Annotated in this window: 20 protein-coding genes; 12 read left to right on the forward strand and 8 right to left on the reverse strand. The window is 52.4% G+C overall.

Annotation, left to right across the window (positions count from 1 at the left end; all coding sequences use genetic code 11):
• Nucleotides 1-51 precede the first annotated feature (51 nt).
• The gene (locus J1784_RS18230) at nt 52-1,155 is read right to left on the reverse strand and encodes a sugar phosphate isomerase/epimerase family protein (protein ID WP_217150353.1); all 1,104 of its coding nucleotides are present in this window, start codon (nt 1,153-1,155) and stop codon (nt 52-54) included.
• Between the two features lie 428 nt (nt 1,156-1,583).
• Here J1784_RS18230 and J1784_RS18235 point away from each other — a divergent pair, with 428 nt between their 5' ends.
• Genes J1784_RS18235 through J1784_RS18260 form a run of 6 tightly spaced genes read left to right on the forward strand, consistent with a single transcriptional unit; the run spans nt 1,584 to nt 7,535 of the window.
• Complete coding sequence (locus J1784_RS18235) at nt 1,584-2,699, forward strand: ABC transporter ATP-binding protein (RefSeq protein WP_208645996.1); 1,116 nt, start codon at nt 1,584-1,586, stop codon at nt 2,697-2,699.
• A gap of 15 nt (nt 2,700-2,714) precedes the next feature.
• Nucleotides 2,715-3,767 (forward strand): extracellular solute-binding protein, encoded by a 1,053-nt coding sequence (locus J1784_RS18240; protein WP_120508800.1) that lies wholly within the window; start codon nt 2,715-2,717, stop codon nt 3,765-3,767.
• A 6-nt stretch (nt 3,768-3,773) separates the two neighbouring features.
• Nucleotides 3,774-4,604, forward strand: coding sequence for an ABC transporter permease (locus J1784_RS18245; RefSeq protein ID WP_238485586.1), 831 nt, complete (start codon nt 3,774-3,776; stop codon nt 4,602-4,604).
• The gene (locus J1784_RS18250) at nt 4,597-5,427 is read left to right on the forward strand and encodes an ABC transporter permease (protein WP_217150354.1); all 831 of its coding nucleotides are present in this window, start codon (nt 4,597-4,599) and stop codon (nt 5,425-5,427) included. Before J1784_RS18245 ends, J1784_RS18250 begins: the two co-directional genes overlap by 8 nt.
• A 34-nt stretch (nt 5,428-5,461) precedes the next feature.
• A complete protein-coding gene (locus tag J1784_RS27005; RefSeq protein WP_217150355.1) occupies nt 5,462-6,886 on the forward strand; it encodes a M24 family metallopeptidase in 1,425 nt (474 codons plus the stop codon).
• A gap of 1 nt (nt 6,887) precedes the next feature.
• Nucleotides 6,888-7,535 carry a flavin reductase family protein gene (locus tag J1784_RS18260; protein WP_217150356.1) on the forward strand — a complete coding sequence of 216 codons (648 nt, stop codon included), beginning with the start codon at nt 6,888-6,890 and terminating at the stop codon, nt 7,533-7,535.
• 5 nt (nt 7,536-7,540) lie between these two features.
• Here J1784_RS18260 and J1784_RS18265 read toward each other — a convergent pair whose 3' ends face one another.
• From J1784_RS18265 to J1784_RS18275, 3 genes are all read right to left on the reverse strand, one after another.
• Nucleotides 7,541-7,762: a hypothetical protein gene (locus J1784_RS18265; protein ID WP_120508796.1), complete on the reverse strand. Its 222-nt coding sequence runs from the start codon at nt 7,760-7,762 to the stop codon at nt 7,541-7,543.
• Nucleotides 7,763-8,111: 349 nt separating this feature from the next.
• Nucleotides 8,112-9,020 carry an SDR family oxidoreductase gene (locus J1784_RS18270; RefSeq protein ID WP_120508795.1) on the reverse strand — a complete coding sequence of 303 codons (909 nt, stop codon included), beginning with the start codon at nt 9,018-9,020 and terminating at the stop codon, nt 8,112-8,114.
• Between the two features lie 124 nt (nt 9,021-9,144).
• Nucleotides 9,145-11,553 carry a membrane-bound PQQ-dependent dehydrogenase, glucose/quinate/shikimate family gene (locus J1784_RS18275; protein WP_217150357.1) on the reverse strand — a complete coding sequence of 803 codons (2,409 nt, stop codon included), beginning with the start codon at nt 11,551-11,553 and terminating at the stop codon, nt 9,145-9,147.
• Between the two features lie 357 nt (nt 11,554-11,910).
• Between J1784_RS18275 and J1784_RS18280 the strand changes: the two genes are divergently transcribed.
• The 3 genes from J1784_RS18280 (at nt 11,911) to dcuR (ending at nt 14,798) form a co-directional block, all read left to right on the forward strand.
• A complete protein-coding gene (locus tag J1784_RS18280) occupies nt 11,911-12,228 on the forward strand; it encodes an RcnB family protein (RefSeq protein WP_120133393.1) in 318 nt (105 codons plus the stop codon).
• A gap of 234 nt (nt 12,229-12,462) precedes the next feature.
• Entirely contained in the window at nt 12,463-14,082 is a 1,620-nt protein-coding gene (locus J1784_RS18285; RefSeq protein ID WP_217150358.1) for a sensor histidine kinase, read from the forward strand.
• Entirely contained in the window at nt 14,079-14,798 is a 720-nt protein-coding gene (dcuR, locus tag J1784_RS18290) for a two-component system response regulator DcuR (protein WP_120508793.1), read from the forward strand. Before J1784_RS18285 ends, dcuR begins: the two co-directional genes overlap by 4 nt.
• 6 nt (nt 14,799-14,804) lie before the next feature.
• Here the strand turns inward: dcuR and J1784_RS18295 are convergent, their stop codons facing one another.
• Together J1784_RS18295 and J1784_RS18300 are read right to left on the reverse strand one after the other, a co-directional pair.
• Complete coding sequence (locus tag J1784_RS18295) at nt 14,805-15,767, reverse strand: FAD:protein FMN transferase (RefSeq protein ID WP_217150359.1); 963 nt, start codon at nt 15,765-15,767, stop codon at nt 14,805-14,807.
• A 23-nt stretch (nt 15,768-15,790) separates the two neighbouring features.
• Nucleotides 15,791-18,568, reverse strand: coding sequence for a flavocytochrome c (locus tag J1784_RS18300; RefSeq protein WP_217150360.1), 2,778 nt, complete (start codon nt 18,566-18,568; stop codon nt 15,791-15,793).
• Between the two features lie 758 nt (nt 18,569-19,326).
• Between J1784_RS18300 and J1784_RS18305 the strand changes: the two genes are divergently transcribed.
• Nucleotides 19,327-20,838: an anion permease gene (locus J1784_RS18305; RefSeq protein ID WP_120508790.1), complete on the forward strand. Its 1,512-nt coding sequence runs from the start codon at nt 19,327-19,329 to the stop codon at nt 20,836-20,838.
• 190 nt (nt 20,839-21,028) lie between these two features.
• The gene (fumA, locus tag J1784_RS18310; protein WP_120508789.1) at nt 21,029-22,675 is read left to right on the forward strand and encodes a class I fumarate hydratase FumA; all 1,647 of its coding nucleotides are present in this window, start codon (nt 21,029-21,031) and stop codon (nt 22,673-22,675) included.
• 93 nt (nt 22,676-22,768) lie between these two features.
• On the opposite strand, the gene J1784_RS18315 is transcribed toward fumA, so the two are convergent.
• Both J1784_RS18315 and J1784_RS18320 read right to left on the reverse strand, forming a co-directional pair.
• Complete coding sequence (locus tag J1784_RS18315; protein WP_338019921.1) at nt 22,769-23,059, reverse strand: DUF1090 domain-containing protein; 291 nt, start codon at nt 23,057-23,059, stop codon at nt 22,769-22,771.
• A gap of 213 nt (nt 23,060-23,272) precedes the next feature.
• Nucleotides 23,273-24,046 (reverse strand): DUF3750 domain-containing protein, encoded by a 774-nt coding sequence (locus tag J1784_RS18320; protein ID WP_120508784.1) that lies wholly within the window; start codon nt 24,044-24,046, stop codon nt 23,273-23,275.
• Nucleotides 24,047-24,786: 740 nt separating this feature from the next.
• Here J1784_RS18320 and J1784_RS18325 point away from each other — a divergent pair.
• A complete protein-coding gene (locus tag J1784_RS18325) occupies nt 24,787-25,668 on the forward strand; it encodes a hemolysin E (RefSeq protein ID WP_217150362.1) in 882 nt (293 codons plus the stop codon).
• The last annotated feature ends 30 nt before the right edge of the window (nt 25,669-25,698 follow it).

Here is a 25,698-nt window from a genome sequence, read left to right on the forward strand (position 1 = left end):
CTTTCTGCGCAAACACTGAATAAGGGTTCAGGTTATTTGCACAGAAGTTCTTCAGCTCATTATTATGCCTTTCCGCTCGCAGATAGCGCGGATATAGCGTGCCGAGTCCTGAATAAACCGGGTAGCTTCCTGCAGGCCATAAGACTGGTTTTCATAGGTCGGATAACCGTATTGCGCACTTTCAAATTCTTCCCAGTCCGGGATTTCACCTGCAGCCACACGTTTTTCACCTTCATCAATCATAGTGAAATAGTCTTCCAGCTCCGCCGCATTCAGATCCGGATGATCAGCACGCCAGAGCGGATCGTCAATCTGAATACACTGGCGCGGATTGGGCTGGCGGCGTTTATCATCCGTTGACTGGTTGATTTCCAGCGACAAATTCAGGTCAGGATTCGCCTTAGCGAGAATCGGCAAAATAGCACTGAAATCAACCACACCTTGTCCGCAGGCGCGCGGCTGAAAATCCAGACCGCCGGGTGCACGTCCGACCCAGGCATCTTTTATGTGAGTCTGGCGGATATAAGGCGCCAGCCGTTGCGCCGCCATCACCGGATGTTCCCCGCGCTGCAACATATTGGCGGTATCCAGCACCGCGCCGACACAATCTTCCCCCACTCTTTCAATCAGGCGCAAGATCTCAAAAGAGGTGATTTCATCATGCGTTTCAATATTCATATGGACGCCATGAGCCCGCGCTACAGGCGCCAGCTTGAGCAGCACGTTGCCGATGCCCTGCAATTGTTCATCCCAGCTGACATCGGTTCGAAAACGATCTACCGCCAGACGTCCCCGGTACTCTCCTTTAAAATTTCCGGGCGAAACCCACATCTCGCGACACCCAATCGCCGCGCTGGCTTCTATCATTCGGGTGAAACCCGCAATAATGTCGCCCTCTCCAATCGCCCGTAATTCCGGGGCTTCTGCGCTGCAATAAGGGTTTATTTTGCCCAGACCACTTTCCAGATACAGACCTAAATCGTCCGCTTTGGCGCGAATCTCCCGCAGCATTCCTGCATCCAGCGTCGGGCTCATATCTAATACTGTGCTGAAAAATATGCCTTCCAGCCCCAGTTCCTTTACATAGTCGAGGCTGCCCAATGGCCCGCGCTTTTTTACTTCAGGCAGTTTCTGCCCGTCGATGCCTAATTTCATACAGTGCTCCGGAGTCGTGTGCTGCCAAAAAGTGGGTGCAAATTCTGGCTGAGTCGTTGAAATATGAATGTTGCAAATCATATGCCAGTGCAAACACATAACCAAAAAAACTCTTTAATTACGTTAAATATCATTAATTTAATTACAACCACTAACATTCGAAAGGATATTCGAATATTATTTCGCATTAAAATATCAACATTCGCACCAAAATGGTTAATACAATGCACCATAATGGCGTATCTGCAATGCTACAAGATATGCGAATATCACGGTTTATTTTTTTAACCATCTGCGTGCGAATACATAAATAAGGATTTAAACATTATCTTTCAATGAGTTAAAATATGATCTGTCTGGCTTACTCCATTCTGGCACGCTGCTTGCTTTTTCATCTTCAAGCACACGACTCAGATCCGGGAAGCCTTATGTCAGACATGCAAAACACCACTGAAAGCAAACGCCTGAACGTTCAGGGCCTGACTCACAGTTACGGTGGAAAGAACGCCATCAGTGATGTGTCATTTTCAATTGAAGCGGGCGAAATTGTTGCGTTGCTGGGGCCGAGCGGCTGTGGAAAATCAACCGTACTGCGGGCTATCGCAGGGCTTATTCAGCCGAAGAACGGAAAGATCGTGCTGGGTAATCAAGATCTGGCAGATGTTTCAGCAAGAGGACGTGGGATCGGCATGGTGTTCCAGAACTATGCGTTATTCCCGCATCTGACCGTGGCCGAGAACATCGCCTATCCGCTGGCCTGCCAGCAGATTTCCCGTGCAGCACGTAAACAGCGTGTGGAGGAAATGCTGTCACTGGTCAGGCTCAATGATTTTGGCAACCGCCTGCCGCGTGAATTATCCGGGGGACAGCAGCAACGTGTTGCCGTCGCCCGCGCTATCGCCGGTCGTCCTTCTCTCCTGCTGCTTGATGAACCCTTCGGCGCACTGGATCGCGCGTTGCGTTTCGATCTTCAGGTCGAACTGCTGCATCTGCAAAAAACGCTCGGTATCACCACGCTTATCGTCACCCACGATCAGGAGGAAGCACAAAGTCTGGCGAACCGTCTGGTGCTGATGAATAAAGGCAACGTCGAACAAATCGATACGCCGATGACGGTATATGACCGTCCCAAAACGCTGTTCGTGAATACCTTTATCGGGCAGGCCAATCTTCTGCACGGCACGGTACTGCGTTTTGAACTCGATACCACTGTGATCGGCCTGCCGGATAACCGGCTGCTTCGCCTGCCGCGCCGTCTGAATTTCACTCCGGGTTCCCGGGTCACTATTACCTTCCGTCCGGAAGAAGTCCGTTTAACCGCACTGCCGGGAGAAAACACCCAACCGGCGCGGATGACGGTTTCAGTGCCGCTCGGACCTTCGCTGGTCCATGAGCTGGTTCTCGAGGACGGAACCAGTTTGCGCGCATCTGAGGTCAGAGGCCCGTCGACCTTTATCCCGGAACCCGGAGCACAACTTTTTGCAGAAATTGATACCGCAAGGTGTCATGCCTTTCCGGCTGAACCGGAATTCATCAGTGAATAAACAGAGGTGAACTTTATGAAAGACTTTGAAATCAGTCGTCGCCGGTTCGGTTATCTCATGGCGGGCGTCGCGGCCTCCACAATGCTGCCCTTCCCGTTACGCGCTGCCAGTCCGGCGGCCAGCGGCAGCGCGGTCGCGGCCACTTTCCCCGGAAACTGGGAAGACGCTTATCGCAACGTGCTTACGCCGGTACTGAAAAAGGAAGGCTTTGATCTGACCATCGCGCCTGCTATGGCACAGGATCAGCTGGCTAAAATCATGGCCAGCCCCGGCAATCCGCCTTACGACACGTTGCTGATGTCGCCAGGACAAATGACGATTGCGATTCAGAACGATCTTATTCAGAAAATTGACCCGTCCAGACTTAAAAACTGGCACCTGCTTGACCCGTCATTCCAGGGCGAATACGGCCCGACCGTGACCGTAGAAGTGAACGGTATTGCCTATAATCCGGATCTGGTGCCGCGTCCAAAAGGGTACCGCGATTTGTTTGAAAATCCGGCCTACAAAGGGCTGGTGTCATGGACCGGTTTTGCCTCGAATACCGCCGTGATGGCCTACACCGAAATCGCCAAAATTTACGGCAAAGGTCCTGCGGATATGGCGGCGGTATTTAAACTTTTCAGAGAACATCCCGAGCAACTCAAAGGCGTGGTGGACAGCACTAACCATCAGATGACGCTGTTCCAGCAAGGAGAAATCGCGGTGTTCATGTGCAGCACCAGCAACGTGGCGCGCCTGAAAAGCCTTGGTCTGAATGCAGAGTTTGTGCATCCGGAAAGCGGATCACCGGCCGCACCGGTCAATATTCATCTGACCAAAGGCAGCAAGAATCTGGACGCCGCTTACGCCTATATGGATGCCGCCATTTCTCAATCCGCGCAGCAGCAGCTTGAACTGCCGCCGACCGAGATGTTCCCGACCAACAAAAACGTGGCACTGACTCCGGCGATTTCCGCGTATGTCACCCGCGAACAGCTTAAAACGCTGGTTTATCCGGACTGGGCTGAAATAAACAAAAACCGTGATGACTGGATCCGCCAGTTCGACACTCTGGTTGCAGGCTGAGGTGAAATGATGAAGCAGAGCGGCTTCCCTTACGTCGTACCGATGTTATTGCTTTCCGTGGCATTTTTTGCGACGCCACTTGCCGTCCTGGTCGGTTTCAGCTTCACCGGACACGGCGGAGCAACGCTGGATCATTACGCCCGTTTCTTCGGGGATGCGTTCAATTTTCGCGTATTGATCAACACCGCGCGTCTCGGTATCGAAACCGTTATCGGCACCACTCTGCTGGGCATTCCGATTGCCCTGCTTTACTGGCATGGCGGACGCAATCTTCGGCAGATCCTGATTTTCCTGACCCTGATCCCAATGCTGACCAGCAACGTAGTCCGCACGTTTGCCTGGATAGTGATCCTCGGGCGTCAGGGGCCGATCAGCGAGGCGCTGATGTCTATGGGCATTACCGGGATGCCGACCAGCCTGATGTTTACCGAACTCGGGCTGGTGATGGCAATGTGTCAGATTGACCTGCCGCTAATCATTTTGCCGCTGATTGCCATTCTTTCCCGGACGCCGTATCAGCTCACCGAAGCGGCACAGGTGTCGGGCGCCGGCCCGTGGCGCATTCTGGTCACCGTACTACTGCCGCTGATGTTGCCGGGTTTACTGGCGGGGTGGATCCTGGTGTTTGCCAGTACCAGCAGCTCTTTCGTCACTCAGGCGGTGATCGGCGGCGCGCGAAATGTGTATGTTCCGCAACTGATTTATCGCGAAGTCGGCACGCTGTTCGACTGGCCGCTGGCCTCGGCAATCGCCGTGGTTCTGTTGCTTTCCACGGGCTGCCTGCTGGTGGCGCTCACCATGATTTCACGCCACAGGAGACTGGTCGGCCATGCGTAAACAATACGAAAATCCGCTTCCGGCGCTGCTCTATAAACTGTTTGTGTATGGCTTCGGCACGTTGTGTGTCATCTATCTGGTGGCACCGATTGTTATCGCCCTGATGATGTCATTTACCTCCGGTCAGACACTGAAATATCCGCCGCAGGGCTTTTCCCTGCGCTGGTACGAAGCGTTGCTGGACCCGGTTCGTTCAGCCACAGAACAGACCGCGGCGTGGAACTCGCTGAAAATCGCCGGTCTGGCAGTGCTCGGCGCCCTGCTGTTTGCGGTGCCCGCGACCATCGGTATGACCCGTATGAAACGCAGCAGCGTCAGCACCATCGAACCGCTGCTGCTTGCTCCGCTGGTTTTGCCCAGTCTGGTTTATGGACTGGCGGCGCTGATTGTGGCGAATTTTATCGGCTTTCAGCCGTCGCTGTGGCTCACGGTGATCGGGCATGTGGTGGTGTTCGGCCCGCTGATGTACCGCGCGGCGTCGGTGGTCGCACAGGGGATCAATCCTTCACTGGCGGAAGCTTCCACAACGATGGGCGCCAACTGGTTTATGACCCTGCGCCGCGTCACATTGCCGCTGTTATTACCGGGGATCCTGGCCGGTGCGTTCCTGGTATTTATCCAGTCACTCGACAACGTTTCGGTTTCACTGTTCCTTGCGGACGCGAAAACCACGGTACTTCCTCTGCGCATGTTCGCGCTGATTGAAGAATCGCTCGATGTGCGTGTGGCCGCTATTTCCGGGATCCTCATTGCCGTGACGTTGCTCGGCCTGCTGGTTGCCCGGCGGGTTCTTGCGCCACGCCCCGTACCTGAAAACTCATAACTCACTGACTCATTTTTGACGTAAGGAACACCCTATGAACACTCATCCGACGATGGCCAAAGGCTCCCGTATCGGACATTTACTGGCAGATTTCCAGCCAGATTTCGATTTCATCGCCCCGCTTCCTTTACCGGTTGAAGAGTTCGAAGAACGTCTGCGTAAAATACGCCGTCAGGCTGTCGAAGCCGGACACGACGCGATTGTGGTTCACGCCGGCAGCGTCGGCTGGTTCCATGCATCCAATGCGTACCTGCGTTATATCTGCGACTGGATGCGCGAAGGCGTGCTGATTATCCCCACCGATTCGGACCAGCCGCTGGTACTGCTCTCATTCTTTACCCAATCGGTGTTGTTGCCACCCGGCGGTGAACCGGTGCTGGTGGATGAAATCTGGCAAATCGGGCCGATCGGGCGCGAATACTCCGACCGTCCGGGGGATTCCGTGATTAAAACAGCGGAGAAATGCGCGCAGATACTGGCCCGCTTCGGGCTGACTGCGGCACAGATTGGCAAGATTGGCGACCGGACATCCCTGACATTTTGGGCTGCGCTTGAAACACTGACGCCAAAATGCAAATTCGTGGCTGATAACGCCATTGTGGATCGCCTGCAAAAGGTGCGTTCACCACGCGAAATTGCATTATTCCGTGGCGCGGCGCAGATGATCAGTCTCGGGACGCAGGCCGCCTATCATGTCACCAGACCGGGTGTGACAGACCATGAAATCTACGCAGCGTTTTCTTTTGCTCAGCTGGCTGCCGGCGGCGAAACCGGCGACGGTTATCAGATTGGTATCAATGAGTTTGGTACCCATTGCGGCAAACCCTACGGGCATGTGGTGCGTCCCGGTGATCTGATTAACCTGTATATTTCCAACGTAACCTGCCGGGGCTATACCGCGCAAACGGCCAGAATGATTGCCGTCGGTGATATCACGCCACATCAGGAAGACGTGCTCGCCGCCTGTACCGAAGGGGTAAAACGCGCTGAGAAGCTGATCCGACCGGGCGCGCTGATGCGCGATATTAACAATGCCGCCTTCGGCCCGATGATTGAACGCGGCATGCTGACTTCACCTGAGGCGAGGACGATGCCGTATAACTGGGCACCGATGCCGGACGGGGACGCGCGGCTGATCCCGCATCAGTATGTGCAGGATATCGACTGGGAAGCGCAGGGGCGCAAGCTGATGCATGTGTATCCGGCGACGCATGGCCCGCACAATCCTAACCTCGGGCATTCCGTTGGTATGGCTGGCGCACAGAACAGTTTTAATATTTCATCACATAACTATGACCTGCTGGAAGAAGGCATGGTGTTTGTCCTGCATACCCAATGGCTTGAGCCACTGTCGGCGGGCTGTAATATCGGTGATTGTTACGTTGTCACTAAAAACGGTTTTGAAAATCTAAGCCACCATACGCCGCTTGAAACCCACCGTATCGCCGCAGGGAACTGATATGACCCGACCTTCTTCACATACTCATTTTGATTTTGCACAGCTGACGGAACGTGAACGTTATAAAATTCTCATCGGCACCGTGATCCCGCGCCCTGTCGCGCTGGTCACGACTGTCAGTAAAGACGGCGTACCGAATGCAGGACCGTTCAGCTTTTTCAATGTGCTGACGCATGACCCGGCGATTGTGGCGATCGGCGTCGAGAATTATGCTGATATGCGCTTTAAGGACACTGCGCGTAACATCCGTGAAACCGGCGAGTTTACGGTTCACATCGTAGACGATGCGCTGGTCAGGCAGATGGAAATCTGTGCCATAAAATTCGGGCCAGAGGTCGATGAACTTAAAGAAGCCGGGCTGGATACTACACCGGGGCTGATGGTCAGAAGCCCGCGTATTCTTGCGGCCCCTGCGGCGCTGGAATGCCGTCGTCACACCACGCTTCAGGTGGGGCCAGCGCGGGAGATTATTCTCGGTGAAGTGCTGGGGGTTTATGTGCGAAGCGATGCGGTTGACTCATCGAATCTGCATATCGACCAGCAGATGATGGACGCTGTCGGAAGAATGGGTGGCCATACTTACACCCGAACGCGCGACCAGTTCGATATTAAGACGCTGACACCGGAGGAATGGGCAGCCAGGGAATGATAAAATCAGATATCAAAATCATTCATTCGGGACGGACTGCCGGGGAAATTATCGTAGGACCCGCTGATGTAGGTGCCTTCTTTAAAGATGATGACTTCATCGACTCTGACTGGATGAGAGCAAACGGCACAGACAATAGAATTTACCTGTTCAGCGAAAGGGGTATTCGCGCTGGCGACAAAGCGGTCTGAGCCGCATTGCTCGCAGACAATCCTGATATCTGGCATGTGATGAGTCCGGCATTAAGAAGTAATCATTAACTTAAATATAGCATAATTAGATTATTCTCATTGTTGATAGTTATTTCCAGTAATTTCAAGCAGAAAGTCGCCTTTTTTAACCGCATCCTGCAAAAAAATCCCAAAAAAAAGCCCGCTCGAAGGCGGGCAATCACAGACGGACACAAGGATTAAATGCAGTGGTTATCTGTAGCGTGGTACAGATGAATCAATCATAGCTTGCTTTACGTTGTCCGCGAGGCGACTTTGGTGGAGTGATGAAAAATAGGAATATTCCGCAGAGTTATCCCCTCAAACCACGACGCCACCGGCAGACTCTACCGGTGCTTTCTGAGTGTTAAAGCGTGCCGGTACCGCCGTCGGAGCACCAGACCTGACCGGAGGCATAGCTGCTTTCCTGCGAGGCCAGCGTGACATACATCGCGGCAATTTCCGCCGGTTGCCCCGGACGTTTCAGCGGTGCCTGCTCGCCGAACTTCTCGACTTTTTCCTGCGGCTGACCACCACTAATCTGTAACGCCGTCCAGTAAGGCCCCGGTGCCACCGAATTTACTCTAATGCCATCCGGCGCCAGCTGTTTGGCAAGCCCTTTGGTGAACGCCACAATAGACGCCTTGGTCTGGGAGTAATCGAGCAGATTGTCGCTCGGTAAAAATGCCTGAACCGAGGATGTATTAATGATCGACCCACCGCGCGGGATGAATGCCAGCGCCGCTTTGGTTATCCAGAACATTGCATAGACGTTAGTTTTAAACGTGGCGTCAAAGGCTTCTGTCGTCAGATCCTTAATCGAATCGCAAAACTGCTGACGACCGGCATTATTGACCAGCAGATCCAGTCCCCCGAGCTTCTCTTCGGCTTCTTTCACCAGTTGCTGACAGAATTTCTCATCGCGGATATCGCCGGGGATGGCGACGACCTTCAGCCCTTCACTCCAGAGTAAATCCACCACTTCTTTCGCGTCCGGCTCTTCATCAGGCAGATAGTTGATCGCCACCTGCGCGCCCTCTCTGGCGAATGCTATCGCCACCGCACGACCTATACCGGAGTCACCACCGGTGATCAGAGCCTTACGCCCTTTCAGCCGGCCGCTGCCTTTATACGTTTTCTCACCGTGATCGGGCACCGGTTTCATTTTGCCAGCCAGTCCCGGAAACGGCTGTTTCTGGTGTTCAAACGGCGGCGTCGGGTATGCGTCCACATGAGGGGCATTGAGTGATTCGGGAATCGTTTTGTGATTGCTCATAAACATTCCTTATTTGAAAAATGAGTGAACTTTAAGGCTAGAAGAAATCGTGGCCTCCACATGCACTAACGGACAGTTCTGAAATAACTGTGCACTTTGTAGGTTAACGAGCATGCTGAAATCCCTACTTAGCCGGTAATGCATAAGCCATCAGCGCATCGCCGGAAGTCGTACCCAGCCCGCCATGACCGCCCGCCGCAATAACCACAAACTGGCGTCCGTCAGCGCCGGTATACGTCATTGGCGTTGCCTGACCACCCGCAGGAAGTCGCGCACGCCACAATTCCTGACCGGTTGTTTCATCAAATGCCCGGAAATAGTTATCGGCCGTGGCCCCGGTGAAAATCAGACCGCTTTGGGTGATCACATTGCCACCCATCATGAAAATTCCGGTGGGCAGCGGAACATTGGTGTGCGTGCCAAAAATATTCATGTCCCGCGTTGTCCCTGCCGGTCTTTCCCAGGCAATTTTTCGGGTGTTCAGATCAATTGCGACGATTTTCCCCCACGGCGGTGCATTACATGGCGCTTGCAGGAAACTGAGCCACGGCTTGACGATCGCGGCCCACGGCGTGCCGTACTGCGGCCCGACGGAAAAATCTTTCGGTTTCGGGTAAGGCTCATGACTCGCCCAACCCGCCCATTTTTGCATCAGCCCTTCTTTGATGGCATCAGCGGATTTTTTCAGTTCCATCGTGAAAGGTATGTAACTGGTATTGGCAATGAGGACATGGCGGATGGGATCCACCGAAGCGCCGTACCAGTCCATCACGCCATCAAAAGCCGGATACGCAATGGATTTCCCTTCAGCCGGTGGAGTGAACTGCCCCTGATAACGGGCGCTTTTAAACTGAATGCGGCAATACAACTGATCAATCGGCGTAGCGCCCCAGGCGTCAGACTCTTTCAAATCAGGCGGAGACAGATTGGGCATCCCCACGGAATCCGGCTGTGTCGAAGACAGATGCTCGCCCGGCAGCGACGGGGAAGTCGGCACCGGTTTTTCGTTAACCTGCGCCAGCGGCTTACCGGTACGTCTGTCGAGCAGGAATAATTGCCCCATTTTGGTAGTCTGGATAAGCGCCGGGACCGTAGTACCATCCGGCGCGGGCAAATCCACCAGCGTCGGGCCGATCGGCAAGTCAAAATCCCAGACGTCGTGATGAACGGTCTGGAAATGCCAGCGTTCTTCACCGGTATGAATATCCAGCGCCACGACCGAACTCGAATACTTCTCATCATACGGACGGCGTTTCGCCCCGTAGTAATCCGGTGTCGCATTGCCCAGCGGGATGTAAATCAGCCCAAGTTTCGGGTCACCTGTGTATGTTCCCCAGCCGTTTGGTGTGCCCCGCGTATACACTTCGCCCGGTTTGAGAGGCGCATTCTGCGGATTTCTGCCCATATCCCAGGCCCATGACAACTGCCCGGTTTTCACATCATAAGCACGGACAACGCCGGAAGGCTCGCCGGTTGACTGATTATCATAGATCCACCCACCCAGCACGATGTGCCCGTCCATGACCATCGGTTGCGAGGTGATAAAATGGAAACCCGGCGGCACGTCGCCCATATGGTCCGTAAGACTGACGTAACCCTGCTGGCCGAAGTCAGTACACGGCCGACCGGTCTGCGCATTAAGCGCCACCATCCGCGCCTGACTGGTCGTGGCGATGATTTTTGCCGGACAAACGGCATCATCCGGCGTTTCACTGTACGCCACGCCGCGACAGGCCAGATATTCATTAGCGGAAGTGTCAGATTTAGGGTCAAACTTCCAGCGTTGTTTGCCGGTTGTAGCATCCAGTGCAATTACCTGACGGTGTGGCGTGCAGATAAATAATGAATTACCGACTTTGATGGGCGTAACTTCAAAGTTGAACTCACGCCCCCCTTTATCTTCGCCCTTTCGCATCACGTCGCCGGAATGATATTCCCACGCGGGTTTCAGCTGGCTGACATTGGCAGGCGAAATCTGAGTCAGCGGTGAGTAACGTTGACCGGCCTCGGTCCGGCCATAAAAACGCCAGTCATTTCCGTCCTGCGCGGTGGCAGCGGTCGTGCCAGACTGCGCCGGAATGGCCTGATGATGCACAAACCGTGACCCTGTCACCTGCCAGCCGCTGTAAAATATTCCGATAATCGCGACGACATAGACAAGCCCGCTAAACATGCCTGCACGCTGATGTTTGCCGTCTTCCATTACCGCACGAGTGATCCACGGCATGCTGCACCAGATACCCAGCAGCGCCATCACGAACAGCCGTGGCATCAGTTGCCAGCCGTCGAATCCGACTTCCCACAACGACCAGATGCAACAGATGATAAAAGTAAGCAAGTACAGCCATATCCCCGCAGTGCGGCGGCGCGCCATGAAAATGCCGCTCAGCAGATACCCCGCGCCAAACAGCACATACCAGGGTGAACCTCCTATAGCCGCCAGCCATCCGCCCAGCACCAGATAGGCCAGCCCGATCACACCAATGACAAAACCGGTCATGAACGACCAGGTAAAGATCCGTTTATTGCGCATAAGGGTTTCTTTTGTTTGAGAAGGTGCTTAAAGGATATGTAATCACTGGCAGACGGATTAGCAGACACAAAAATGAATGACGGATTGCGGATATAGCGCCCTGTTTTCAAGGACAAAGCGGCGGTAATTTATTGTCTCAAAACTTTACAAAGCCGGAGAAGAATCTGGCAGGTGACCGGATTTTCCACGCATCCATTTGCATTTCGACACAAAAAAAGGTCCCGCCATCAGGACACTTTCTCGTTATTATCCTGTCCTACAGAAAAAGCACAGGCTTTGGCTTTATGACTCATACAACGGACTGGCAGCATATCACCGAAGCACGCATTAAGTTGATGGTTTTAAACGGGATAATCTATGCGTCATTCTAAAATTGTTTTGTTATCTGCCCTGGTTGTTTCTTCATTGTTACCTCTGGCTAATACTGCGTTTGCTGCGTCAAACTCGCATGAAATCAAATCGTTCTACGATGATTCCAAACTCTACGCGATTGGCGACCAGGTTCCGGCGCTGTACCGCACCAAGCCTTACGAAATCGTCGGCTGGCAGGAACGTCATTTACCTGCACCGGATGCAGGCAGCCACTGGACTTATATCGGCGGCAGCTACGCGCTGATAACCGATACCGACGGCAAAATCCTCAAAGCTGAAAACGGCGACATCTACTTCCAGTAATCAGTAAACAAAATACAAAGAAAAGGCCTGAAGAGATTCAGGCCTTTTTATTGACGCGCCTGTAGCGCCTGACTCACTTTTGAAAGTATTAAATAGCGGAAGTATCAGACAAATAGACATATCATTATGCGTGAACAGGGTTGGTTCACGCAGTGTTCAGCACAATGACGCCGGACGAACAACGCGAACTGTCAGAAATTACCAATGAGCATTTGGCTCTTTTCCGGGGCTCCCATGAGCGACACGCAGCAACGCCATCCCGTGCGCAAGCACACCATGAAACTCAGCACCTCAGTCATTCTGATGGTCAGCGCGGTGATTGCCTCCGTGTTGCTGGTCGTGCATATGCTTTATTTTGTGCAGGTCAGCGACACCACCCGTGACGGCGTAAAAGATAAAGCGCTGGCTGTCGCCCGCACGATGGCGGATTTACCGGAAACCAAACGCGCCCTGCTTTTACCGCCTGACAGCAATATCATTCAGCCGATCGCCAGTTCGGTACAAAAGCGCAACGACCTGCTGTTTATCGTGGTCACCAATATGGACGGCATACGATATTCGCATCCGAATACCGATGTGATCAGTCATCATTTCATCGGTGATGACATCAATCCGGCGCTGCTCGGCAAAGAGAACGTCTCGATTAATAAGGGCACGCTCGACGAAGCGCTGCGCGTTTTCACGCCAGTCTACGACGACAATCATAAGCAAATCGGCGTGGTCGCCATCGGGATTTCGCTGGTCAAAGTCACCGAACAAATTAACAAAAGCCGCTGGAGCATTCTGTGGACGGTGCTGTTCGGCATGATTGTCGGCGCGCTGGGCACGTACTGTCTGGTGCGCATGCTCAAACGCATTCTGTTCGGGCTGGAACCTTATGAAATTTCGACGCTGTTCGAACAGCGTCAGGCAATGTTGCAGTCGATCAAAGAAGGCGTCATCGCCGTAGACGATCTGGCGCATGTCACATTGATCAACCAGACTGCCCGTCAGATATTTCAGGAAACCGCCAGAGACGTGACGCCGGACGAAAACACCTTGCCGCTGATCGCTAATCTGCGGGATGTGGTGAATACCGGTGTTCCGCGCCGCGACGAAGAGATCAATTTCAAAGGCCGTTTACTGCTCAGTAACACGGTGCCGGTGCGTAACAACGGCGTTATTATCGGCGCCATCTGTACCTTCAGGGATAAAACCGAAATCAGCCAGTTAATGCAGCGCCTGAGCGGCATGGTAAACTATGCGGATTCGTTGCGGGAACGCTCGCACGAATTTATGAATAAACTGCATGTGATCCTCGGATTACTGCACATGAAAAGTTATGCGCAGCTTGAGGATTACATCCTCAAAACCGCCAATAACTATCAGGCGGAAATCGGTTCCCTGCTGCTGAAAATTAAGTCTCCGGTCATTGCCGGTTTCCTGCTGAGCAAGATTAACCGCGCCTCTGATACGCGCCATCTGCTGACGCTCAGCGATGACAGCCTGCTGCCGGACAACAATAATGAAGATCAGGTCGCGGCGCTGATCACCGTGTTGGGTAATCTGATTGAAAATGCGCTGGATGCGCTCGGTGAGCAACCTGACGGCGAAGTCAGCGTGCTGCTGCATTATCAGAACGGGCAGCTGGCGTGCATCGTAAGCGACGATGGTCCGGGCATTCAGCCGGAAAATATTGAGACCATTTTTGAAAAAGGGGTGTCGTCGAAAGGCGACCAGCGTGGCATGGGGCTGTTCCTGGCTAAACAGCAGGTCGAAAGCCTGGGAGGTTCGATTAATGTCGAATCTGAGCCCGATGTTTACACCCAATTTTTTGTACAACTTCCCTGGGATGCGGAGAGGACAAGTTCTTGATCAATGTGCTGATAGTTGATGACGACGCCATGGTAGCAGAGCTGAACCGCTGTTATGTTGGCCAGATAGAAGGCTTCACGTGCTGCGGCACGGCGTCGACGCTGCAACAGGCGAAAGATTTAGTTCTGAATTCAGAGCTGTCTATCGACCTGATTTTGCTCGACGTGTATATGCAGCAGGATAACGGGCTGGATTTGCTGCCAGAACTGCGCAACGCGCGGCGCCCCATCGACGTGATTGTGATTTCGTCTGCCGCTGATGCCCAAACCATCAAAAAATCGCTGAACTACGGCGTGGTGGATTATCTGATTAAGCCGTTCCAGTTTTCCCGTTTTGAGGAAGCGCTGACCGGCTGGCAGCAGAAAAAAACGCTGATGGATAATCAGCAATATTACGAGCAGTCAGATGTGGACCGGCTGATCCACGGCAGTAATCCTGCCGCAGTGGATACCAAAAAGCTACCGAAAGGCTTAACGCAGCAGACATTACGCACGCTGTGTCAGTGGATTGATGCCCATCCGACCATGGAATTTTCCACGGATGAACTGGCCAGTTCGGTGAATATCTCGCGGGTATCATGCCGTAAATACCTGATCTGGCTGGCGCAGATGAACATTCTTTTCACCAGCATTCATTACGGCGTGACCGGTCGTCCGGTTTACCGCTACCGTTTGCAGGCCGATCACTATTCGCTGTTAAAGCAGTACTGTCAGTAAATCGGGTCAGTAAGTCGTGATCCGGTAACTGTCATCCAGCGGCGTGAAAGCAAACTGCCGCTGTGATGACAAAATAATCTGCCCGTCGTGGGTGACAAATACCGCTTCGATGTGCGGAATTTGCTTCAGATATTCCAGACTTTTCTCCACGCCCATTCCGTACAGCAGCGTCGTCCAGATATCCCCGTCTATCGAATCTTCAGAAATAATGGTCACGCTGAGCAGTTCGTTATCCAGCGGGTAGCCGGTTTTCGGATCGAGAATGTGATGATAACGGTGGCCGTCCAGCTCGAAATAACGTTCGTAAATACCGGAAGTGACCACTGATTTACCGGTGACGTTGATCACGCCAATCAGTTCATCCGGCGAAGCAAATGGTTTTTTCAGGCCAATCGCCCACGCCCCTTCAGCACCCGCACCGAGCGTTTGCACGTTACCGCCCAGATTGATCAACGCGTTTTCAACCTGCTGATCCCGCAGATAATCACGCACCACGTCCGCGATATACCCTTTGGCAATCGCGCCGAGATCGATTTCCATTCCTGCCTGTTGCAGAAACACCGAACGGGTGTGTTCATCGAGGATCACGTCTTCGGGATTTGTCAGCGACAACAGCGTCTGTAAATCCTGCGCGGCAGGAATGCTGTGCCCGCTGAAACCGATTTTCCAGCGCTTAACCAGCGGGCCGATAGTGAAATTGAAACTGCTGTCTGGCAGGCAACTGATGGCTTTTGCGCGACGGATTAATTCAAATACCGGCTCGCTGACGGTGACAGGGTCACGTCCGGCGGCATGGTTAATCGCCATAATATCGGAATGCGGGCGATTCACCGTGAAGGTGCTTTCCTGCAATTTGATCAGCCTGAAAACGCCAGACGCCAGACTCTCGTTATGTTCAAACAGCTTGAGAAGAATGGGCGAGCCCATCAAAACAGCGGAATAAGCATAAATACGGGAGTCTGGCGTCATTGTATTACCTTGCGTGATAACGGTTACCGCATCGCGAATTTCGCGGCGTTCTGTCCTGCAAGGATACCGAAGATAATGATATCTGCAACGGCGTTGCCGCCGATACGGTTACCACCGTGGATACCCCCGACCACTTCGCCCGCCGCAAATGCGCCGCCGAGCACCTGTTGCTGCGCATCAAGCACGCAGGTTTCAGTGTTGATTGTCACGCCGCCCATCGTATGGTGTACGCCCGGCGCGATACGGATGGCGTAAAACGGCCCCTGATTGATCGGGTGGCGCAGCGCGGTACGGCGGCCAAACTCGGCGTCATCTTGTTTATCCACAGCCACGTTGTAGCTTTCGAGCGTGGCGAGGAAGGCGTCTGAGTTCATTTCCAGTTTAGCCGCCAGTTCGCGTGGCGAGTTGCCGCTGATCACAAACCCTTTAGCAATGTATTCGTCAGCCGCTTTGTTGTTCAGGCGAACCTGTTCATCAAACACCACGTAAGCAAATTTCTCCGGCAGCGCGATGATGTTCGCGGACACTTTGTCGCGGGTTTCCATTTCATTGAAGAAGCGTTTGCCCGCCTGACTGACCAGAATCGCACCACCGCCACGAATAGCTTCGGAGATCAGATAAGATGTGGTCTGTTCCACGGTCGGGTGGATCTGAATTTCGCCCATATCGACGGTTCCTGCGCCGATGTTTTGCAAAATGGCGATACCGCTGCCAGTCGCGCCTTTATGGTTAGTGGTGACAAAGCCATCCAGCTCAGGGCGGTATTTCACGACCATATCGCGGTTGGCGCTGAAACCGCCGGTGGCGACAATCACGCTTTTCGCGTTAACCACCTGCACTTCGTTTTCATCATTGAGCAGATTCACGCCCTGAACCGCGCCTTCTGCATAACGGATTTCAGTCACAGAGGTGTCGAGCATCACGTCGATATTGCGTTTGTTGAGATTTTTCACCAGACCGCTTATCAGGAAGCCGCCCACTGCACTGCGGTCCGCCGGACGGTGAGTACGGTCGATGCTCATCCCGCCGGTAATGGTGATATCGCTCAGTTCAATGTTGTGTGCTGCCAGCCATTCCACCGCCTGTGGCGCACGCTCAATGAACTCTTTCAGCAACACGGTATTGTTTTTGAACTGGCCGCCTTTCAGGGTTTCCTGATAGAACAGTTCTTTACTGTCTTCAATACCTTTCAGCTTTTGGAAACGGGTTTCTGCGGCGTTCATACCAACCGACGCTTTAATGGTGTTACCGCCGATGGTCGACATTTTCTCGACGATCAGGACTTTCGCCCCTTCGTCACACGCCTGAATCGCTGCCGCCAGACCTGCACCGCCGCTGCCGACAACCACAACATCATAGTTCTGTGGCTCATTCAGGCTGCCGCCCTCTTCCAGCAACTGCGCTTTGCAGGATTTTGCGATGGCTTTGGACACCGCTTTTTTAACCGCTTCACTCTGTTCTGTCGCGCCGGTCACCGCATCCACGTGCGGGCTGTTGGCGTCCAGAATACGGGTACGGATAATTTCAAAACTGGTGGTGAATTCCACATCCAGATCTGCCCCCGCTTCCAGCGCGATATCGGCAATACGGTCGGTTTCCAGACTGACGCTTACCGCCAGCTCACGCGCAGGATCCTGCACTTTTTCCTGGAACACACCGGATTTGAATTTCTTCGAGGTCATGCTCATATCGCGGATCATCGCGTCCACCAGCGAGAAGCGCCACAGCGGTTCAGGGATGGTCAGCGCTTCGCGTTGCGTGCTGTCGATAAACAGGTCGAGTTTCTGATCGGCAGCGATACGGTCAGTCCAGTCCGGATAAGCGATACACGCTTTACCGATGGCGACCATGTCATAGCCGTGTTCCAGCGCCAGATCCGCATCAGATTTGTTGACGATACCGCCCACGCCCATCACCGGGATTTTTGCCAGTGTGTCCGAACGCATCGCAACATATTTGTCGATCAGCGGCGTCGGATCCGTGGTATCGATAATGGAAGGTCGCAGCGAGTAACCGAGGGAGAAATGCAGGTAATCCAGACCGCGCGCCGCCAGCTGTTCCAGCAGATACATAGTGTCGGCAAAACGGATGCCCGGTTCTTCCAGCTCTTCCGGCGAGAAGCGGTAACCGATAATGAAAGAATCATCGGCGTATTTCTTCGCCATCTTATGTGTAATTTCGAGCACTTCCAGCGGGAAGCGGGCACGGTTTTCGCGGCTGCCGCCCCATTTATCGTCACGCTGGTTGGAATTCGGGGAGAAGAATTGCTGGATGAGATAGGTATTGGCACCGTGGATTTCTACACCGTCAAAACCGGCTTCAATCGCGCGACGCACGCCTTCGCCGAATTTGGCGATCATGCCGTCTACTTCTTCGGCGGTCAGTGCCACCGGTGTGGCGGCACCTTCACGCGGAGCCGCCAGCGCACTTGGCGCGACAGGCTGCTGGCCGCCAATCAGTTTCGGCTCGCTCATGCGCCCGCCGTGATAAATCTGTAATACGGCTTTAGAACCCTGAGATTTCACAGCGGCGGCGATTTTCGCCAGTCCGTCTACTTTGGCGTCATTGTCGATACCGATAGCGCCAGGGAAAGCCAGGCCACGGTCATCCACAAAACAGCATTCAACAATAACAGTCCCGATGCTGCCGGCGCGGGCGCGGTAATACTCGACCAGTTCGCCGGTCACGGTGCCGTCATAAAAGCCGGTGCAGGTGGTCATTGGCGCCATCAGAATGCGATTTTTCAGCACAGTACCATTGGGTAAAGTAAACGGGCTTAACAGCAGATCGTTGTTGCTCATAATAGTGACTCCAAACTTTAAGGTTTTAAATCTGAATTCGTCACCGGCGCGCTATTTTGTGAAGCGTGATGAAATGTTTATTTATTATTCGTTGTATTATTTCAGAGCCGGAATCATGCTTATTAATATAGTTCTATTTTTACTTTCTAAACCTCTTACATTAGTTAATTAACTATTTATCTATTAACTTAATGCCTGTTAGATTAAAATTATGTTAACGGGTAAATTAAATAATCACATTACTGTAAACTCCCAGCGTAATTGTATTTAACTGATGAGAATATTATTACATCCTCCGGGCCTTATCCTTTTGCAGTTCACGAACTTCAGCCGCTGGCAAGTGGCGGAAGACGGCCAGAGGATCACTCGCTGTTGCAGCATCTTACTGTGAATGACTCTCATTTGGCCTACTCCGTTTTTGCTTATCTACTCCTCACAGACTCTGTGCAAGAGATAGCCGCCCCAAATCACGTCTTAATTAATCAGCAAAGCCTGCTCTTTTGTTTTATTCCATTTAAAAAACAATTCAGCCCCGTATTTTGTTGATCAAGATCAACAGTTAAAAATAGGGAAATCGCATTATATAAACATTGCCTCCCTCTTACTGGGAATAAGAGTTACCTGACAAAAATAACAATAACGAGGCAATTAACATGCCACTATTGAATAACTAAAAAAATGATTAAGTAACTAAAAAAACCAAACAACATTTTACCTATGCATCATCACAATATTCCTAACTACCTAAGATAAATATTATGAGCGAAATAACAAAAACTGCGGTGAAAGAGCCAGCGAAAAAAGCCGAACCCGGCAAAAAAAATCGCTGGATCTTCTTGGCACTTCCGGTGCTGGTGTCCGTGCTATTGCTGCTGGTTCCGGTTCCTGCCGGGCTTGAACCTTATGCATGGCATTTCTTCGCCATCTTCGTGGGCGTCATTGTTGGTCTGATCTTCGAGCCATTACCGGGTGCCGTTATCGGCCTCACCGGTGTGGTGATTATCGCCCTGTTCAGCCAGTGGTTGTTGTTCAGCCCGGCTGAGCTGGCGGATCCTAAATTCAAAACCGCAGCACAGGCCTTTAAATGGGCGGTCAGTGGTTTTGGTAACTCAACCGTCTGGTTAATCTTCGGTGCGTTCATGTTTGCCGCCGGCTACGATAAAACCCAGTTTGGCCGCCGTCTGGCGCTGATCCTGGTGAAATATCTGGGTCGCCGCAGCCTGACGCTCGGTTACGCCATCACCTTTGCGGACCTGTTGCTGGCACCGTTCACGCCTTCCAACACTGCGCGCAGCGGCGGCACAATATACCCGATCATTGCTAACCTGCCCCCGTTGTACGGCTCAAAACCTAACGACCCGAGTGCCCGTAAAATCGGTTCTTATCTGATGTGGGTGGCGATCACCGCAGCCTGTATCACCAGTTCCATGTTCCTTTCCGCACTGGCACCTAACCTGCTGGCGCTGGGCATCGTGAACAGCGTAACCGGTATCAACATTTCGTGGGGCACGTGGTTCATCGCCTTCCTGCCGGTCGGTCTGTTACTTCTGCTGACCATGCCGCTGCTGGCGTACTGGTTCTATCCGCCGGAAGTGAAAATCAATGACGAAGTGCCGCGCTGGGCGACCGCTGAGCTGGCGAAACTGGGCAAAATGTCCCGTCATGAAATTCTGCTGCTGGTCTTCGTGTGCTGTGCGCTGGCGATGTGGATTTTCGCTGCAAGCTTCATTGAACCGGCGATGGCCGCTCTGCTGGTTGTGGTGCTGATGCTGTGGACCGGTGTTCTGAACTGGAACGATATCACCAGCAACAAACCAGCCTGGAACACCTTTGCCTGGTTCGCCACGCTGGTGGCACTGGCTGACGGCTTGTCCCGCACCGGTTTCATCGCATGGCTGGGTAAAGAAGGCGCTGCGCTGATGGGCGGAATCTCCCCGGGTGCGGCGACCATTGCCCTGCTGCTGGCGTTCTACCTGCTGCATTACCTGTTTGCCAGCACCACGGCGCACACCACCGCGCTTTTACCGGCTATGCTGACTATTGGTGCCGCCATTCCGGGTATTAATATGCAGGTATTCTGCCTGCTGATGGTGACCTCTCTGGGTGTAATGGGGATCATCACGCCATACGGTACCGGCCCAAGCCCGATTTATTACGGCAGCGGTTATCTGCCAACCAAAGATTACTGGCGTCTCGGAACTATCTTTGGTGCCATCTTCCTGATTGCTTTACTGGTGATCGGTTATCCGTGGATGATGATGATGTTCTGATTGTGGCGATAAAATCACCCACAAAGCATTAACAGAGCATTTACTGAAATAAAACATAGAAACCCCGTTGCCAGCCTGTGTACTTGGCTGGCAACATACAGAACGAATATAAACGTCGCCCCGAATACCTCTGCAATACCGAGTCAACAGTCCCGTCCGTGGCGGCAAAAACGGAAAAAGTGAGAAAACAATGTCGAACAAACCGTTCTATTATCAAAATCCCTTCCCCGTTTCTAAAGATGACACCGAATATTACCTGCTGACCAAAGATCACGTTTCTGTCAGCAATTTTGACGGCGAAGAAGTATTAAAAGTGGAACCCCAGGCGCTGACTCTTCTGGCACAGCAGGCGTTCCACGATGCCTCTTTCATGCTGCGCCCTGCGCATCAGCAACAAGTGGCGTCCATTCTTCACGACCCTGAATCGAGCGAAAACGACAAATATGTTGCGCTGCAATTCCTGCGCAACTCTGAAATCGCGGCCAAAGGCATTCTGCCAACCTGTCAGGACACCGGCACCGCGATCATCATGGGCAAAAAAGGCCAGCGCGTGTGGACCGGCGGCGGCGACGAAGCCAGCCTGTCTCAGGGCGTGTACAACACCTTCATTGAAGATAACCTGCGCTATTCTCAGAATGCCGCGCTGGATATGTATAAAGAAGTGAATACCGGCACCAACCTGCCTGCACAAATCGACCTCTACAGCGTGGACGGCGACGAGTATAAATTCCTGTGCATCGCCAAAGGCGGCGGTTCTGCCAACAAAACCTACCTGTATCAGGAAACCAAAGCGCTGATCACACCGGCTAAGCTGAAAGATTATCTGGTTGAGAAAATGCGCACGCTGGGCACCGCTGCCTGTCCGCCGTACCACATCGCGTTCGTCATTGGCGGGACTTCCGCTGAGGCGACGCTGAAAACCGTGAAACTGGCTTCCACCCATTACTACGACGGTCTGCCTACAGAAGGTAACGAACACGGTCAGGCGTTCCGCGATGTAAATCTGGAACAGGAATTGCTGGTCGAGGCCAACAACCTCGGTCTGGGCGCACAGTTCGGTGGCAAATACTTTGCCCACGATATCCGCGTCGTGCGTCTGCCACGTCACGGCGCGTCATGTCCGGTCGGTATGGGCGTTTCGTGCTCCGCAGACCGTAACATCAAAGCCAAAATCAACCGCGACGGTATCTGGATCGAAAAACTGGAAGAAAATCCGGGCAAGTACATTCCTGAAGCATTGCGTCAGCAGGGCGAAGCCGGTGTGGTGAAGGTTGACCTGAACCGTCCGATGAAAGAAATCCTCGCACAGCTTTCTGAATATCCGGTGTCTACCCGCCTGTCCCTGAGCGGTACGATCATCGTGGGCCGTGACATCGCGCACGCCAAACTGAAAGAGCGTCTGGATAACGGCGAAGGTTTGCCGCAGTACATCAAAGATCACCCGATCTACTACGCAGGTCCGGCGAAAACGCCTGAAGGTTATGCTTCCGGATCTCTGGGACCGACCACCGCAGGACGCATGGATTCCTATGTGGATCTTCTGCAATCCAACGGCGGCAGCATGATCATGCTGGCCAAAGGCAACCGCAGCCAGCAAGTCACCGACGCGTGCCACAAACACGGTGGTTTCTATCTGGGCAGTATCGGCGGCCCGGCAGCGGTTCTGGCTCAGCAAAGCATCAAGAGCCTGGAATGCGTGGAATATCCTGAACTGGGTATGGAAGCCATCTGGAAAATCGAAGTCGAAGACTTCCCGGCGTTCATCCTGGTGGATGACAAAGGCAACGATTTCTTCCAGCAAATCCATGCCAGCACCTGCGCAAAATGCGTGAAGTAAGCATTCCCTGAAAGACAAAAGGCCTGCCAGAAATGGCGGGCCTTTTTTTCGGGCAATAAATCCGTGCTGCGGTAGTAACGCTTTAACGAATGGTCACTCGCTCAAAGCATCCTGCGCTGCTTTAAGTTCCTGCTTCGCGCTTTCATGCTTAGCCTGCTGCCTGGCAATTTTCTTAGCGCTGCCGCTCGCCTGGGCTTCGCGCAGATCGGCTTCGCGCTCTGTCACCTTGCTCTGCTTCTCTCGCACCTTTTCCTGACGCTCTGCGGTCAGGTTGGCATTCGTGCAATGCTCTTCAATTTCACTCAGGGCTTTTTTGAGCCCGCTTGTTTGCGCGCTGTTGCCGTGAGCTTCAGCATATTCAATTTGCTGCGTCACCAAAAGCACGGTTAAATTTTTGCCATTGTTGGCGCAGCTGCACACTCGTGGGAATAATCAGAGCCATCAGCATCAGGATGGTCCACATCAACAAGCTGCGTCTTATCACTGGAACGGTCACGCAAAGATCCTCTGGTTTATCGGATGAAAAGCCTGACCATACTGGCAGGAGGGTTGCCTCCTTGCTAGCCTGTGTTTTGGTTCTGATGGCCCCAAACGTCGTTATAGCTCCGCTTTGCCCGGATTATCAAATCCGACGCGCCCGACAAACGGCAGGCGCAGCGCCGGGTTTTTCACATCAATACCCAGATTAAGCCCCAGCACGTTGACTTCCAGGCCTTCTTCCACGCCAAGCGTGACGCCGAGAACGCCGAGGAATGACACCTGAACACCACGTCCCGAAGGCGGCAAACCAATCGGATTGGTGATCCCCCGGTAATCTTTACCAATCGCATTCGACGGCATATCCAGTTCAAGTTCCGGCACTTCACGGCCAATATGCGCCATAAACGTATTACTGTTTGGCCCCGGCCAGGCGTGATAAGTATGCGGATAAGGATAGCTTTTAATGGCGGCTTCTATTTTTGGGATCATCAATTGCGCCTGTGCGCCACGGTGATCAACCAACACTCTTGGCTGCGAACCAAACCAGTAGCCATCGGGAATGGCGTAATTGCGGCGAACCACGTTGGTACTGCCCCAGCTAATAACGTCATAACGGGTAAACTCAGTTTCCCCTTCCCGCTTAAAAATAATCCACGGATGCACGGCGACCAGCCCGCGCCAGCCATAAGTCGGTGCGGCATAAATCTGCACAATGGCGGTACTTTTGAGTTTTGCCGGATCCGGTGCGATCCCGGCGGAATCCCGTCGCGCCGTAGACCAGCTTTGCCCTGCGGGTTCTTCACGGGTCTGCGAGGCTTTGGCGTAGCTGTATCCGAAAGACAGCAGTAAAACGAGGACAAACCCGAGGCTAAACCATTTAAAGGCGATCATGCTTTTTATCCCTTTACACTCTGTATGAGCGAACAACAATACTTCACGTGTGACAGGGATGACAATAAAAATGCGGGAAGGCGATTGCGCAGTGAATTAGAAAAAAGCACGACGATATTCTTAATTACCCTTCTCCATGCCAATATACTGACAGAAATATTCTGCCAGTATATTTTGATGGGCAAATTCACAAGTAAAACTAAAGGATCACAGAGCTGACATTTACCCGTTCATGCGGATTACCACGAACACTGGCGTCGTAAGTGATCTCAACAAATTGTGCCCCCCGGAGAGTGCCCAGGACATTAGTACAGGAATATTGAATATTCCCACCCTGCAGGCCTGTGATAACGACATTCATAGGTTGTGCTGTCATCTGATGTATTTGATTTGCCCCATGTGCTGAAGCCTGAACCAGTGTGATTGTTGTCATGAGAAACCTACCTTATTGAGTAACCAGATAAAATCACCCTGCCTGCTGGCAGGAAATATTTAAACCGGGCATTACGAAAAGCCATTTAACGTATATCTTCGCATAACAAATAAATCAAACGGCCAGATGGCCTATACCAGATAACTTTCCAAGTGAATTCATAAAAATAGGGTTAATTTAATTATTTCCGGTTTGAAAATAGCGAAAATAAAATAACCAATTAAATAACGACACTATAATTTTCATGTCACTCATCCGGTGGCCTGATTTATTTATTCATCCCTGTTATCACAGCATGAGGTGTTATATGACCGATCCAGCAAAAACCGTGCAAGTCATCAAAGATTCCATTGATGCCGCAGATAAAGCGTTAGATCTTTATAATAAAGTTCTGGACCAGGTGATCCCCTGGAATACTTTCCAGAAAACTATCGAAGAATTAAGTCGCTTTAAAGATGACTATTCTCAAAAAAGTTCTGTTCTGGTCGGTGAAGTCAAAACGTTACTGATGACAAGTCAGGACAAATACTTCACCGCCACTCAGTCTGTTTATGAGTGGTGCGGAATGAGCACTCAGTTGTTGCAGGCTTATCTGGCCCTGTTTAAGGAGTACAACGAGCAGAAAGCCGAAGCGCAAAAAGCCATACTGATCAAGGTACTGGACGATGGCATCACCAAAATGGATGCCGCGCAAAAATCTCTGGGAGAAAGTTCGCTGAGTTTCAATGAAGCCTCAGGAAAGCTGCTGCAACTCGATAGCCAGCTCTCGAACGACTTTAACGAGAAGAGCGAATATTTCGAAAATCAGGTAAGTAAACTACGCAAAGAAGCCTACGCTGGTGCGGCAGCCGGGCTGGTTCTCGGGCCTTTCGGATTGCTGATTTCTTATTCGATTGCCAGCGGTGTGGTGGAAGGGAAAATGATCCCCGAGCTCAGGAAAAAACTGGAATCAGTGAAAAAATTCTTCACCGAACTTTCCGCGCAGGTGAAAAAAGCCAATACCAGTATTGATGAAACAAAAGTCAAACTGACCAATGAAATCTCTGTTATCGGAGAAATGAAGTCGAATACCAAAGCCACCCGTTTCTTTGTCGAATATAACGACCTGATGTTGGATGCGCTGAAAACTTCAGCAGAGAAACTGATCACTCAGTGCGAAGAATATCAGAAGCGTCATGGCAAGAAATAAGTGCTGATAGGGGGGGATACAGGCCGTTCC

The organism is Rahnella ecdela (assembly GCF_019049625.1).
Classification (GTDB): Bacteria; Pseudomonadota; Gammaproteobacteria; order Enterobacterales; family Enterobacteriaceae; genus Rahnella; species Rahnella ecdela.